At 45.0% G+C, this 14,451-nt stretch carries 11 protein-coding genes; 6 read left to right on the forward strand and 5 right to left on the reverse strand.

The genetic code is table 11. The annotated features are described in order from the left end of the window. Positions 1-224 precede the first annotated feature (224 nt). Positions 225-1,022, reverse strand: coding sequence for a M48 family metallopeptidase (locus F0261_RS19070; RefSeq protein ID WP_014950456.1), 798 nt, complete (start codon positions 1,020-1,022; stop codon positions 225-227). 501 nt (positions 1,023-1,523) lie between these two features. On the opposite strand from F0261_RS19070, the gene F0261_RS19075 reads away from it, so the two are divergent. The 4 genes from F0261_RS19075 to prsR all read left to right on the forward strand — a co-directional run bounded on the left by F0261_RS19075 (position 1,524) and on the right by prsR (position 8,514). Beyond that, on the forward strand, positions 1,524-3,326 hold the full coding sequence (locus tag F0261_RS19075; protein ID WP_014980068.1) for a choice-of-anchor I family protein: 1,803 nt from the start codon (positions 1,524-1,526) through the stop codon (positions 3,324-3,326). A gap of 407 nt (positions 3,327-3,733) precedes the next feature. Next, positions 3,734-4,858, forward strand: coding sequence for a beta-ketoacyl-ACP synthase III (locus F0261_RS19080; protein ID WP_049586044.1), 1,125 nt, complete (start codon positions 3,734-3,736; stop codon positions 4,856-4,858). Between the two features lie 146 nt (positions 4,859-5,004). After that, positions 5,005-7,077: an XrtA/PEP-CTERM system histidine kinase PrsK gene (gene prsK, locus F0261_RS19085; RefSeq protein WP_171338672.1), complete on the forward strand. Its 2,073-nt coding sequence runs from the start codon at positions 5,005-5,007 to the stop codon at positions 7,075-7,077. A 75-nt stretch (positions 7,078-7,152) separates the two neighbouring features. Next, a complete protein-coding gene (gene prsR / locus F0261_RS19090; protein ID WP_168533927.1) occupies positions 7,153-8,514 on the forward strand; it encodes a PEP-CTERM-box response regulator transcription factor in 1,362 nt (453 codons plus the stop codon). Positions 8,515-8,607: 93 nt separating this feature from the next. Here the strand turns inward: prsR and F0261_RS19095 are convergent, their stop codons facing one another. From F0261_RS19095 to F0261_RS19110, 4 genes are all read right to left on the reverse strand, one after another. Beyond that, positions 8,608-8,925, reverse strand: coding sequence for a hypothetical protein (locus tag F0261_RS19095; RefSeq protein ID WP_039227925.1), 318 nt, complete (start codon positions 8,923-8,925; stop codon positions 8,608-8,610). A gap of 18 nt (positions 8,926-8,943) precedes the next feature. Beyond that, positions 8,944-11,076 carry a diguanylate cyclase gene (locus tag F0261_RS19100; RefSeq protein WP_171338673.1) on the reverse strand — a complete coding sequence of 711 codons (2,133 nt, stop codon included), beginning with the start codon at positions 11,074-11,076 and terminating at the stop codon, positions 8,944-8,946. Positions 11,077-11,204: 128 nt separating this feature from the next. Next, a complete protein-coding gene (locus F0261_RS19105) occupies positions 11,205-11,528 on the reverse strand; it encodes a hypothetical protein (RefSeq protein ID WP_014950448.1) in 324 nt (107 codons plus the stop codon). Further along, positions 11,488-12,183, reverse strand: coding sequence for an AAA family ATPase (locus F0261_RS19110; protein WP_014950447.1), 696 nt, complete (start codon positions 12,181-12,183; stop codon positions 11,488-11,490). Before F0261_RS19110 ends, F0261_RS19105 begins: the two co-directional genes overlap by 41 nt. Positions 12,184-12,408: 225 nt before the next feature. On the opposite strand from F0261_RS19110, the gene F0261_RS19115 reads away from it, so the two are divergent. Together F0261_RS19115 and F0261_RS19120 are read left to right on the forward strand one after the other, a co-directional pair. After that, positions 12,409-13,149, forward strand: a complete 741-nt coding sequence (locus F0261_RS19115; RefSeq protein WP_014950446.1) for a glutathione peroxidase — start codon at positions 12,409-12,411, stop codon at positions 13,147-13,149. Positions 13,150-13,233: 84 nt separating this feature from the next. Next, positions 13,234-14,322: a carboxylesterase gene (locus F0261_RS19120; RefSeq protein WP_171338674.1), complete on the forward strand. Its 1,089-nt coding sequence runs from the start codon at positions 13,234-13,236 to the stop codon at positions 14,320-14,322. Positions 14,323-14,451 lie beyond the last annotated feature (129 nt).

The raw sequence follows: 14,451 nt of genomic DNA on the forward strand, positions 1-14,451 counted from the left end.
TGTTGTGGGGACTTTGGGGTTAGCATGGTGAACACTCCGAATTTCACTATGCCTATTAGATCAAAGCCCCAGACTTTCGTCTAGGGCTTTTTCAACAGTCTGCGCTGCATTTCGCAGCGTTTTTTTTATCCTAAGATTACGTGCGATGTAACACGCCGCGATTACGAACGTTTTAACTCTCGCTGAGCGGGGTAATGGCCTATGCGGAATGGCATTACTTACTTTTAGCGACAGTTCGGGCGGTAAGCAGTAGCTTGATAGTCTGCATAGGCGTTAGGCATGTTCGCTTGTAAATTATCAATTCTGGTTTGAGGTGCTGGGTGAGTCGACAAAAGTTCCATTGGGCGGTTGCCGCCGCTTGCTGCGTCCATGTTTTGCCACAAGTTTACAGATTGTCTTGGGTCAAACCCTGACTTCGCCATTAGCTGAAGACCAATGACATCGGCTTCAGATTCATGAGTTCGGCTAAAAGGAAGTTGGACACCGACTTGAACACCTAATCCGATCGCAGCCATGATGGGACCTGACTGGGGTACTTCATTCGCGGCTAAAACTTGGCCTACCGCCTGACTGCCCATATTTATCAATGTTGACTGCGACATTCTCTCATTGCCATGCTCTGCAATAACATGACCTACTTCATGGCCAATGACAGCAGCAAGTTGATGCTGGTTTTCTGCAACGTTGAGCAAGCCTGTATAGACACCAATTTTTCCACCGGGTAGCGCAAATGCGTTAACTTGTTCATCGTCGAATACAACGACTTCCCATTGACCATTAAATACCGTGGCTGGTACTTGAGCAGTGATGGCATTTGCAACGCATTCTACGTAAGAATTTTGAACCGCTTTATTCGAAATTTTTAATTCTTCTTTCATGCCCGTGAATGCCTGATCACCCATTTGCGCGAGCTGAGTTTCAGAATAGAGCAACACTTGATTTCTACCCGTAGGAGATGTTGCACAGGCTGTTAAAGTAAGCGCTGCGGCAATAACTGCCGAAGCTGTGAATTTCAATTTCATGGTTAATCCTTTTTAATAACTGAATGTTCTCGCTTCGCTCACTTTTGCGCGCTAAAGCACTATCCTATTCAGTTTATACGTCTATTTGGCAATATTAGTATCAGATAGTGCTTATAAATAAAACTATACCTTTGAAAAAGCGAAGCGTGTTCCGCTGTTAAGCTAAACCGTTTTTCCTTACACGCATTAGGGTATTTGAAATATATGCTTACAATTGCATGAACGAAGTGTGATAACTTTGAGCTTACTACTTCGTGCTGTCCATATTTACAGCGGCCTGTGTGCCATCATTGTTATAGAAAAGTTACGCGCTTTTGCCTATTTAATATTTGTGTCATAAACTGATTCTAATTTATACATAGAAGTTACATAAAATTTCTGGTGTACTAAGGTTAGGGATCCCTGTTTTCTTCCTTCGCTTTGCGAGAACAAGGTGGAAAAATCCTTGGGTTTCTCGAGCCTCATAACGTACGACAAAAATACAAATAAAAAGGAAATCAAATGGCAGTGCGTAATAAGTTTAAATACGGGTTACTTGCATTTTTAGTATCAGCGGCGCTCACGGGATGTGGCCTTGATGGTGACGACGGTGCGCAGGGCGAAACAGGAGCTCAAGGACCTCAGGGGGAACAAGGTGACCCAGGGACAGACGGAAGTGATGGTACCGACGCGTCAATCGGCATTGCAATGGATATCGTTGGTCGTGCTTTCTTAGGCAATCAAACGGCCGCAGAAATTGTTCAGTACCACGCTGAGACCAATACGATTTACGCGACAAACGGCGAGACGAATACAATAGCAGTTATTGATGCCTCTAGCGTAAACACGGCTACTATGGCTGATCCGATAAACACCACTACGCTAACGCTTACCACTATCGCACTGCCTGCCGATATAAATGGTGTGACTTTAGGTAGCTTAACAAGCATTGCGGTTAGCGGTGACCTTATGGCTGTTGCTGTACCTGCAGACGTTAAAACTGATAACGGTTATGTGTTGTTCTACAACGGGCTAGACAGTTCTGCTCCAGCCTTTTTGGATTCTGTCGAGGTTGGCGCACTACCGGATATGGTCACTTTTACGCCGGATGGTGGCAAAGTGTTGGTAGCGAACGAGGGTGAGCCTTCTGATGACTACACTATTGACCCTGAAGGTTCTGTTAGCGTCATTAATATACTTGCAAGTGGTGAGCCAGAAGAAACGGGGACGACCATTGGCTTTACTGCTCTAAACGGTACTGAAGCAGATTTGATGGCGCAGGGAATGATGTTTCCTAACCCAGCAGGGCGCACGATTAACGGCACAGCTATTACCTCAACGGTAGCGAAAGATCTGGAACCAGAGTACATCACCGCTACTAACGACATTGCATACGTTAGTCTTCAGGAAAACAATGGCCTTGCGATTATTGACTTAGAAGAGTTAACGGTAGATGTCGTCGGCCTAGGAACTAAGTCTTGGGCTGGACTTAATATTGATATCCAAGAAAATGATGCGGTGAGTTTTGGTCAGTACACAGGTATTTATGGTGTATACCAGCCTGATACCATTGCTAACTTTACATGGAAGGATGCGACTTTCATTCTTACCGCTAATGAAGGCGATGCCCGTGAGTACTTCTTTGACGCTGCTGATGAGGCGGCATGTACTGCTGCAGGTGGTGTTGATTTTGACGAAGATGATGGCTGTCTAGCTTATACAGACGAAGTTAAAGTAGAAGATCTTACCGCTGCCGCCAACTCTGAATTAGCTATGCTACAGGCGACAGGTGAAGCGGACGACTTACGTGTAACTTCAGCTATGGGTGATGCTGACGGAAACGGCGAGTACGATGCAGCGTACGCTTACGGTGCACGTTCATTCACTATCTGGGATCAAAATGGTTTAGTGGTTTATGACTCGGGTGATGATTTTGAACGCATTACTGCGTCGGTTCATGGTGCGCAGTTCAACAATGGTGACGATGAAAATGCAAGCGACTCGCGCTCGGAGAATAAAGGTCCTGAGCCAGAAGCGTTAACCGTGGGTCAAGTTGGCGATCGCACTTACGCGTTTATCGGCACAGAGCGCATGGGCGGTATTTTCGTATACGACGTTACTAATCCTTATGACGTTCAATTTGCAGAATATGTAATTAACCGTGACCTCACCGAAGGTTTGACAAGCGACGATGTCATTGGTGACTTAGCGCCAGAAAGCCTGGTGTTTGTTAGCGCTGAAGACAGCCCAAGTGGTGTGCCTCTTCTTGTTGTAGGCAACGAAGTTAGCGGCACAGTAACGGTGTGGCAAATCAACCAGCTATAAGCTCCCGCGTTGATTACATGAAACCCCGCTTTGAAGCGGGGTTTTTTATTGGTAGCTTGCCAGATCTTCCCGAAGGGCGAGTTTAAAATGTCCTTACTCTTTGTTGTGTCACCTTGATGTAGAGCCACTAAACCTGCGAAAACACGCCACGATTAAGAACATTTTAAGTCTCGCTGAGTGGGTAATTATCTACGCGGGCTGGTATTAAACGGAGGAATAGAGCTTTCCTTGCGTTCACTATGGTTACACCGTTTAAGGATTAGGGTAAGCTATAACCCATAAAACGCAGTCGTATTTTTAAAGGTAAATACGATTAGGCTCAATTGCACTGGTATAGATGCGTTTAGGACACAGAGTAACGCAATGCTCAATACCACCGTAGTGCTATCAAATAATAGAGAATGCCTATGTCTCAGCAAGTTGTGATTAGTGGTGTGGGTGTATGGCACCCTAAAGACAGTATAACTAACGAAGAGCTCGTAGATAGCTACAATGCTTACGTAGATGCGTTTAACGAAGAAAATAAAGCGCAAATCGAATCAGGTGATGTAGCAGCAATGCCTTATTCAAGTGCAGAGTTCATCGAAAAAGCATCAGGAATTAAAAGTCGCTACATCTATCAAAAAGAGGGGGCGCTAGACATCACTCGAATGAAGCCTAAGATTGCCCCTCGAGCAGATGACGAACTTTCTCACCAAGCCGAAATTGCCGTCGAAGCAGCCAAGTTAGCTCTGGCATCCGCCAATGTTACTGCCGATGAGATTGATGCTGTGATTGTATCGTGTGCGTACACCCAGCGTGCTTATCCTGCGATTGCAATTGAAGTACAAGAAGCCCTTAATATTGAAGGGTTTGGTTTCGATATGCTAGTTGCTTGTTCAGCAGCAACGTTCGGTATGCATCGCGCCTATGAAATGCTGAGCGCGAAAAATGCGACTCGCGTGTTGGTTATTAACCCTGAGTTGGTCTCACCGCAAATTAACTACGCTGACCGCGACAGTCACTTTATTTTTGGCGATGTGGCTACGGCGACTGTGCTTGAGCTTGCTGAAACCGCCAAAAGTGAGCACGTGTACGACGTGCTAAGCACCAAAGCATTGACGAAATTCTCAAACAATATTCGTTCTAATTTTGGCTACATGACACGTGCCGAAGACGTTGATCCGTATGGACCTGATAAGCTGTTCCATCAAGCGGGTCGCAAAGTTTTCAAGGAAGTGTGTCCATTGGCAGCAGCGCATATTGAAGCGCATTTAGCGAGTCACGACATTACGCCAGAAGGCGTCAAGCGTTGGTGGCTTCACCAAGCTAATATCAATATGAACACCTTGATTTGCAAACGCCTGTTAGGTCGCGATGCTGACCGTACCGAAGCGCCAATTGTGTTGGACGAGTTTGCCAACACTGCTTCTGCGGGTTCTGTGATTGCGTTTGGTTTAAACCATGAAGACCTGGTTGCCGGTGACGTGGGAGTACTTTGCTCTTTCGGTGCAGGGTATTCAATTGGCTCACTAGTGATCCGTAAACGATAGTTTTTATCATAGCGCGGGCGATGTCTGCGCACCGTACCTAGCTGAAAACGTTATGTGCTGTATATCGAAGGTTTCAGGGACGTTGCATCAATGCGCCTCCCTGTATTTCATCTCCTAAATAATGATAATAAAGGTGAGATAAAAGGATGATTTCAGATGTAGGCTATGGGTTAAATAGTCTGGCGCACTTAGCCCTTTTATTGCTGTTGTTAACGGTACGCAAACCCGGCGTAGCCAAGCATTTATTGGTATTGGCGACCGCAGCCACCTTTTTATGGTCTACAACCTTAATCACTTCGCTATTTGGACCTATCTCGCTAAGCTGGTTACTCAGCGCTGACGTGCTTAAGCAGCTCGCATGGCTACTCTTTTTGGCTGGCTGTATACAGACCAGCTTTAGTAATATCTTCGACGTTCTAAAACGACCTGTAACGTTAATTATTATTGCCCCCGCACTAGCAGCATTGCTAGCCCCTTATCTATTGGTAGTAAATCCCGCGTGGAGCTTTCTTGTACTGATCGTGCTGTCATTAGAAGTGCTTGTTCTTCTGGAAGTTGTGTATCGACAGGCGGGGCGTGAGCAGTGGGCGTTTAAACCCATTATTATTTATCTGGGAGCAACCAACCTGTTTGAGTTCGTTACCTATGCAAACGCTACCATGGTAAACCAGGTTGAAATTGGCTACATAGCGGCACGAGGCTATATTTACTTCTTGTTAATGCCCTTACTCGTCATATCGATTCGACGAATTCATCACTGGGGCATTGATATCTTTATCTCGCGAGACGTGGTATTGCACAGCTCTCTACTCTTAGTGGCGGGCGGTTATCTTTTTGTGATGGCTGTTGTCGGCTACGCCATAAACTATATGGGAGGCAACTGGGGAGCGACGGTTCAAATCATATTGGTTGTGATGTCATTCGCATTGCTCGCCACTGTATTCTTGTCCAACGGCTTTCGCACTAAGATAAAAGTATTTATCACTAAACATTTCTTCGCGAATCAGTTCGACTACCGCGTTGAATGGGTGAAATTAACGCAGTGGTTAACACGTGCAGGGGATACCTCATCAGATGTTTACCATGCTGGCCTAACAGGAATGCTTAACGCCATTCAATATGAGTCAGGTCTGCTGTTTAAAGTAACGCAGAATGGCTATGAATGCGTGGCTAAGGCATCACCTATTACAAACACTGCGTCAACAGATAACAATGAATCGTCAACTAGTTCAAAAGAAAACAACGCTACCTGTACAACGTTGGAAACGCTTGCAAATTACAGCGACAAAAATGGCTGGATCATTGATACGGACGCCTACCTCGTCAAACCATTCGATTACGAGGGGTTAAAGCTAGATAGAGATGCACTAAAAGCATGGGGCTACCAACTTTTCGTGCCTCTCTTAAAAGAGGGAAAACTGTGGGGGTTTGCTGTTCTCGCGTCAGGAGACAATGAAAAAATCACTTTAAATTGGGAAGTGAAAGACTATCTAACCGCCGTATCTGAGCAAGTAGGCACGTACATGCAGCACCACGAGGCGGCTCAAGTGGTAGCAGAAAACGCCCAATTTGCGGCATTCAATCGAATGTCTGCGTTCGTTTTACATGACTTAAAAAATGTACTAGCTCAAGTCGACCTTATTCTTGCCAATGCTCAACAGCATAAACATAACCCTGAATTTATCGAAGACACCTTCGAAACCTTGGAGCATACTAAGGCAAGAATGGAAAAAATGCTCAAACAGCTGACTGATAAGAAGGCCGTTGAAGAAGGTGTAAACTCAGAATTTTTGATTTCGGAGCTGGCCAAAGATGTGGTCAACAACCGCTGTTCAGGTTTACGTCCGCTACCAACAGTTTATGTGCTAAAAGAAACGGCCGTGACGGTTGATAAGGATAAGGTGGCAAACGTGCTTTATCACCTAATCAGCAATGCTCAGCAGGCAACCGCAGATGACGGAGAAGTCGACGTGGTGATTACTGGAAATTCTGACAACAAAACGCAGCTAGTTTTGATAGAAGATACAGGGTCAGGTATGGATAAAGCGTTTATTGAAGAGCGACTATTCAAGCCATTTGATACCACGAAAGGCAATGCTGGTATGGGTATTGGTGCATATGATGCAAAAACATATATCGAGTCTATCGGTGGCAAACTAACTGTTCAAAGCGAACCTGGACGCGGTAGCTGTTTTACGCTGTATTTTCCGATAGGATAGGGTGTATAACTAAAAAGTGGATATTATCAAATCCACTCCCTTTCGATGGATGAAGTAGAATAATAGGATGATGAAATGACCGATACCATTTTGGTAGTAGATGATGATTTAGGTATCCAAAAGCAACTTAAATGGAGTCTTACCGATTACAACGTTGTTTTTGCGGACGATCACACATCTGCCATAGCCCAGCTCCGTCGTTTTGAACCTAAGGTTGTTACCCTAGATTTAGGGCTTCCGCCAGATCCAGCGAATGCGTCGGAAGGTTTGCGTATTCTTCACGACATCATTGCGCTAGCGCCTAGAACCAAAGTTATCGTTGTTACAGGTAATAACGATAAACAACACGCACTAAAAGCAATCGATTTTGGGGCATACGATTTTTATCAGAAGCCTATCGATTCAGATACCATCAAATTATTGGTGCACCGTGCGCTTAACCTGTCTAAGTTAGAGCATGAGAACAGCATTCTTGCCCGCACCCGTTCTGGCATGTCCAGAATAGTGGGTAACAGCGAAGCTATTCAAAAAGTGGTACGTCGCGCTGAGAAAATTGCCAATACCGACATAAGCACTCTGTTACTTGGTGAAAGTGGCACAGGTAAAGAAGTTTTCGCGCGCAGTATTCACGAACACAGCCCTAGAAAAGACAAACCTTTTGTTGCTATTAACTGTGCGTCTATCCCAGAGAACTTACTAGAAAGTGAGTTGTTCGGTTACGAAAAAGGAGCGTTTACTGGCGCGAACAAAACCACCATCGGCAAGATAGAAACAGCACAAGGCGGAACACTGTTTTTAGATGAAATTGGTGATATGCCCATTGGTCTGCAAGCTAAGATGCTTCGGTTCTTGCAGGAGCGCGTGATCGAGCGCGTTGGTGGACGCAATGAAATTCCCGTTGATATACGCGTAATTTGTGCAACGCACCGCGATTTACAGGCTATGGTGGCACAAGAAACATTCAGGGAAGATTTATATTACCGTGTGGGGGAAATGCCGATCATGATCCCTCCTTTACGTGAACGAGACCAAGACATTATTTTACTTGCACGTACGTTCTTGAATATTTATCGCGAAGAATTCAAAGCTAAAGCGAAGAGCTTTTCAGAAACTGCAGTTAACGCCATGCTAGCCCATAAGTGGCCGGGCAACATTCGAGAAATGCAAAACAAGCTAAAGTCTGCGGTTATTATGGCTGAAGGTACGGTAATTCAACCTGACGATTTAGGCTTGATGCCTGTAGATGCCCATGATGAGCCTGAAACGTTGAATCTGCGTGAAGTGCGAGAAATTGCTGAAAGTCGAGCTATTCGCAGGGCCTATCAAAAAGCAGATAAGAATATGTCGAAAACGGCAGAATTACTTGGCGTCACTCGTCCCACGTTGTATTCGCTCATTGATAAATACCATATGGAAGACATCAAAAATAGCGACTAGGGTAGACATGACTACCAAACAGGAGAGAAATGTACTTCTCACCTGTTGATATCTGGGCGAACGCGCAGTTCGCCTTTATCCTTGTGTACCCACCTAAAATACAAACTGGCAGTGAGACTCTGCTAAGACGTCATGACCGCTGAAGGTCACCTCAACCGACACTTGGTTAGAGCCACGCTCAACAAAGATAACGCTCCCACAAATGTTACACACGTGGTGGGTTTCGTCATTAGCCTCGTGTAGTTCCGCTAGCGCTGACGGTGCACAGTCAATAACCAGCTGCTCTTTTTCAATTGTAACGCGCAGTTCACTGGTATCTGAATGGCTTAGCGTTTCGTCATCGGCGTCAAGCTCTCCGATATGATCAATTTCATATTGAATTGCTTGGCAGCTGCAGCTTCCTCTGTACATATCTCTATTCCTCTACTGCTATTTCTCGAGGGTCTCCGGCCATTTGATACTTGCCACGTTGTTGAACGATGTGGCAATTCTCGAACCAGGAAAATTAAACTTCGTATCTAGTGGAGTGGGGTATTCCCTTTGAGTTTTAAGCGTTTCGATTACGCCAACCCATCCATTTCTCCCTGATAACTTAGTGGCATACAGCGCGTAATCGATAACAGCGAATGTACGTTTCCACGCGGTATCAAAGTCTTCCTCTCTATCTGGAGGAAGCAGCGAAAAGCCAATGCTACAAGTAATATTGATTGGTTTTTCTAAGCCGATATCAAAAGGGGTGCTTGCGACCATTTCTCGGCAGCGCTCGGCAACCTCAGGGAGCTCTTCACGAGTGGATTGGCGACAAACCACAAGAAACTCCTCGCCTCCCCATCGAATAATTAAATCCGTTTGTCTGAACACCTCTTTGAGGACATTGGCAAACGCTGATAGCACTTTATCGCCGGCAATATGCCCATAGTCGTCGTTGATGCGCTTGAAGTGGTCGATATCAATAAGTAAGCAAAGTAAGTCTTGTTTCGTCTTTCCTGTACTGGGGCTTTGTTTTGCCGAGAACTGGCTGCGCCTTATTTCACCAGGAAGCTGCGATTCGAGGTAGTGCCTATTGTACAAACCCGTTAACGGATCGCGCAGGCTTACCTCTTCTAGCGTTTTATAGGCTCTTTCCAGTTCTTGATTTTTTTCTTGAAGATTGAGTGTTTGCTGGCGTACTTCTCGGCGCAAAATAATCGTTTGCTGACGTTGTTTGTAGCGGCTCCACACTAAAAACGTCAAGAGTAACGCTGCTAATGATATGCTCCAAAAAAGAGTCGTCTGCAGGTTTTCTCGCTCAGCTTGCGCTAACGCCAGCTGCTTGGATTCTTCCAGTTTCTCCAACGTCCTAGATTGCCTCACAAGCTCAATCTCAGCCTGCAGGCCTTCAATGGCAGACTTGTTTTCTGAATCAAGTAGCACCTCACGCAGCTGCTGCATAACAGATTGAATATCTAGGGCTTTTTTGAATTCGCCTAGTGATACAAAGGCGCTTAGCTGTAACGAAAGAAAACTAAGCTGTCCTCTAAGGTCTCTATTTTTTCTCGCGTCAATGGTACCCGTGCGGGCCTCTTCTAAGGCTAATTCGAAACTCTGCTCTTTCATATAGGCTTGCGCTAAAGCGAGTCTGCCTTCTTTGACCAATTTTGCCTGACCCGATGAATCGGCAAATTGCATGGCTTCTTGCAATAACTCTCGCCCTTTAGCTGTATCGCTGTTTTCAACCAGTGCTCTTCCCAATAGCATTTTTGCTTCGGCTATGGCCCCTACATCAGAGGTGGATAGCAGGAGTTCAAGACCTTCGTTAATTGCTCTTATCGCTTGGTCTACAGAGCCTGTTTTGAGAGACAGAGCACCAATACGAGTTTTGATCACACCAAGTAATCGGGTCTCCTGTGTTTCCTCAATACTGTCGAAAGCGTCTTGGTAGTAGGTATGAGCCAATGTAGCTTGGTTGAGCAAACTGTATATCTCTCCGATGCGCAGCAACGTAACACTCATTTCACTGGCCATGTTATTTTCACGAAAGTAACGTAGCGCTTGCTTTAACGGCTCCAAAGCGGTTTCAATTTCGCCTTGTTCTTGTTGAATTATGCCTAGCTCAAGGTTCAATTGAGCCTTAAGTAATTCATTACGCTCAATTTGAGCAATAGACATAGCGCGACGCACATAAGTCAGTGCAATGGCATAATTTGAGAGGTGTCTTTCTGAGGTGGCTAGTTGTAACAGCGTTGACGCCATTTTGTTTAATTCACCATCTGTGGTGTAGCGCTCTAAGGCGGCATTAAAAATGGCTTTTGACACCTCAAAACGCGATGCGTTTTGAAGTAAGAGTCCGAGGGCAGAAAATGTATCAGCAGACATTTGTTGCTGTTGTAGCGCTTGCTCTAAAAGCAACAGTGCCTTGCTATCGGCGTCAGCATATTGCTTGGCATTTAAAAGGTTCTCGACATCAGCAATCTCGGTATTGAAAAGCTCGAACGCTTCTACCGTTTTTACCTGTGCGCCATGCACAGCAATTAGCAGGGCACACACCAGCACGCGCACTGTGCTAAATCCTTCACGGCCCATTCGATTGTATCTCCTATACGCTGTCAGAACATGCTGTCGGTGAGTATCCCAGTAGGCTAACGCCAAGGCAACATTATTATTGTGAAGGATAAAACGAATGAAATACGTATTTGGATTTATACTTTAGTCTAATTTATGCTGTTATTTTCAATCCACTCTCGAATCAGTGCAGACTTGGCTTTACCTGTCTTTTGGGCAATGTTTGCAAGTTTTTCAATACATTGCGGTGTTAACGTAAAGGTAGCATGTCGCATACCTTCTGATTTTGCAGGCTTTCTTATCGGCACGACGCGGTCTGTACGAACGTCTTTTAAATCGTTTTTTGCCGCCGATGGTTGCTTTTTATCCACTTTACCTTGGGCATAAAGCAGCGCGTCGTCGATAAAATCTTCTACAGTTCGTAGATTGGGCTTAGCTAACGGCTTCGACTTTTTGAGGTTGAGTAAACTCATAAGCATCCTCCACTTTGCCAGCTAGTAGCTCTTCAAACAAGGTTCTTATTTCTGTGGCCGCTTTACCTTCTGGTTCACTCTCAATAACTGACTGCCCTGACTCTTCTGAATCGTCATACATGTTTCTACTAAAAGTAACAGAGTTTAGGACGGGAATACCAAATGAGCGACACACTTCTTTTGCCTCTAGAATACGGTTTGCCAGGCTAGGTAGAGAAGGGCACTGTGTGATAACGAACGCGGCGTTCATTTTCGGGTTAACCATTTTACAGGTAGATAAAATATCTTCCATGTGAGGTACCGTTTTGAGATCGCGACGTTTGGGTCTAAGTGGAATCAGTATATGGTCAGCAACCGCCATTGACGAGCGAAGCGCTAGGTTATCTTGTCCACCACAGTCTATTACAACGTAATCGTAATACTGACGCAGGCTAAGTAATTCGTTACGTATTTTACCGTATAACTGAACACAGTTAATTTCAGCGAGACGAGGGTTAGCTTTACGCTCTTGGATCCAGTCTGAGGTCGTTCGCTGCGGGTCACAGTCGACCATTAACACCTTGGCACCTTTTTCAGTGCGAAGATACACTGCAATGTTTTGTGCCAGGCAGCTCTTTCCGCTACCGCCTTTTTCTCCACCAACCAAAATAATCATGGTGATAACCCTCGAATATCGCTTATGTTAAAATACTGAGCGTTACGGTGGGTCGTGAATGGTGTCACGACCGTACCTAACCTCCACTCAAAGCATAGGCAGGCTATCAGCTAGGTTCAGCATCAAAATCGATATTAACGAATGTAAGACAATACCTATTGATTTGTGCAAAAACTCATTCTAGTCTTCTTACTTTATAATTGAGATTACCGATAAGAGGTTGTTATGTCAGAAAGTCGCTTCACTTCCAAAGAAGGCCAAAAAGTACCTAGCGTTTCATTTCCGTGCAGAGAAGGTGAGACGTGGGTAACGAAAACGACAGATGAATTATTTTCTGGCAAAAATGTTGTGGTCTTCTCACTTCCAGGTGCTTTTACACCAACCTGTTCTTCTACCCACTTGCCACGCTATAACGCTTTAGCGAAAAAGTTTGCGAAACACGGCATTGATGAGATTGTTTGTGTATCGGTAAACGATACTTTCGTTATGAATGCATGGGCCGCAGATCAAGAAGCCGCTAACATAACCGTTATTCCCGACGGTAACGGAGAATTTACCGATGGCATGGGTATGCTAGTCGATAAAGCGGATTTGGGTTTCGGCAAAAGAAGTTGGCGTTACTCGATGCTAGTGAAAGATGGCGTGGTAGACAAAATGTTTATTGAACCTGATGTAGCTGGCGACCCGTTTGAGGTGTCGGATGCAGATACCATGCTGGCTTACATTGCGCCAGAAGAGCAAACTAACGCACCTGTTTCTATTATCACAAAACCGGGTTGTCCTTTCTGTGCTAAAGCGAAAAAACTGCTTGATGAAAAAGGCTACGAGTACGAAGAAATCGTGTTGGGCAAAGATGCATCACTAACCAGCTTAACGGCGATTAGCGGTCGAGAAACTGTGCCGCAGGTCTTTATCGGTGGTAAACATATCGGTGGTTCTGACGATCTAGAGGTTTACTTTAGCTAACGTAATATACGTATTAATCGTCACAAGAAACGGGAGCATGGTAAACTGCTCCCGTTTTTTATTAATTATCCGTAGCGGAGAATAATAGTGTCATCGAAGTTTTTTGTAAAAATGCTCATAGGTATTGTTGCGCTTTTAGGTGTAAATATGGCTATAGCCGCAAATTTATCTATACCTGATACGAGCGAAATGAAAAGCAGAAGTTTTTCAGACCTTCAAAATCAGTTCAAAGCATTTTACGAAAAAGAGTGGGGCCAAACCCAGCCGTGTAGAGAAACGGCACTCAATCGTTTTTCGGTATGCAGCAACGTATTGCGCAATGAAGGCAATTCGCCTTTCATGCTGACCAACAAATCAAGCAGCAAGGTGGCAGTGCTTATCCACGGCTTAAGCGACTCACCTTTCTTCATGCGTGAAATCGCCAACATCTTATTTGAACAGGGTTTTACTGTAGTCGTGCCGCTTTTGCCTGGGCATGGTAAACGAGATGCCGATGATGACATGTCTGACTGGGATTTAGCTGAGCGCTGGCAGGGGCATGTTGATGAAGTCATTAAATTGGCTGATAGCATGGGTGATACTTTGCTTGTAGGTGGCTTCTCTACAGGTGGTGCGCTGGCGGTTGAACATTATCTGGATAGTACAGGAAGCGAAGTAAATAATATTGATGGTCTTATGCTATTTTCTGGCGCGCTGGCGCTGTCTGATAATGCTGAAAGTATGTCTCGAATTTGGGGCATTAAACTTTTAGCCAGAATTATTGATGGAACCTATCAAACTCATGGCCCCAACCCTTACAAGTATCCAAATGTGGCAGGTTTAGCAGGGTTGGAATTGATGGATTTAATAAACATCATTCGGGACAAAGTCGAGGAAGGACAGCAAATTGAAGTGCCGCTATTTGCCGCTCATTCTCAAGCTGATGTAACCACGCCAATTCGCGGCATAGAGCAGTTAATGGACGCAAGTAAAGGTCCGAATACCTTTTTCGTTATCGATGAATCGTACGGGTTGTGCCATGCAGATTTAGTTGTGAATACAAGCTTGCTCAATAAAATGAATTTCAACGCAAGCATGGTTAATCAGCAAGAAGAGTGTGCGGTACCTAAAGCAAACCCGCTATTTTCAACCATGGGCCTTATGTTGCGAGATTACCTGTCTCAGTTTGAATAAGTTACTGGGGCCTGTTGACCTCTGGTGTACAACAAAGGTCAACGATGGAATGGTCTCCCCCCTCAAACGGCATCGCAATGTGCCAAACTTGGAATTGAACAATCAAGTTAACAAGGTGAGGAGACCCAA

Source organism: Alteromonas sp. 07-89-2 (assembly GCF_013113925.1).
Lineage (GTDB): Bacteria > Pseudomonadota > Gammaproteobacteria > Enterobacterales > Alteromonadaceae > Alteromonas > Alteromonas macleodii.

What these genes read in the sequence shown, in the direction of transcription:
- F0261_RS19110 (WP_014950447.1), bottom strand. Translation starts at nt 12,183, where the DNA reads ATGATTATTTTGGTTGGTGGAGAAAAAGGCGGTAGCGGAAAGAGCTGC.
- F0261_RS19100 (WP_171338673.1), bottom strand. Translation starts at nt 11,076, where the DNA reads ATGGGCCGTGAAGGATTTAGCACAGTGCGCGTGCTGGTGTGTGCCCTG.
- F0261_RS19095 (WP_039227925.1), bottom strand. Translation starts at nt 8,925, where the DNA reads ATGTACAGAGGAAGCTGCAGCTGCCAAGCAATTCAATATGAAATTGAT.
- F0261_RS19105 (WP_014950448.1), bottom strand. Translation starts at nt 11,528, where the DNA reads ATGAGTTTACTCAACCTCAAAAAGTCGAAGCCGTTAGCTAAGCCCAAT.
- prsK (WP_171338672.1), top strand. Translation starts at nt 5,005, where the DNA reads ATGATTTCAGATGTAGGCTATGGGTTAAATAGTCTGGCGCACTTAGCC.
- F0261_RS19070 (WP_014950456.1), bottom strand. Translation starts at nt 1,022, where the DNA reads ATGAAATTGAAATTCACAGCTTCGGCAGTTATTGCCGCAGCGCTTACT.
- prsR (WP_168533927.1), top strand. Translation starts at nt 7,153, where the DNA reads ATGACCGATACCATTTTGGTAGTAGATGATGATTTAGGTATCCAAAAG.
- F0261_RS19080 (WP_049586044.1), top strand. Translation starts at nt 3,734, where the DNA reads ATGTCTCAGCAAGTTGTGATTAGTGGTGTGGGTGTATGGCACCCTAAA.
- F0261_RS19075 (WP_014980068.1), top strand. Translation starts at nt 1,524, where the DNA reads ATGGCAGTGCGTAATAAGTTTAAATACGGGTTACTTGCATTTTTAGTA.
- F0261_RS19115 (WP_014950446.1), top strand. Translation starts at nt 12,409, where the DNA reads ATGTCAGAAAGTCGCTTCACTTCCAAAGAAGGCCAAAAAGTACCTAGC.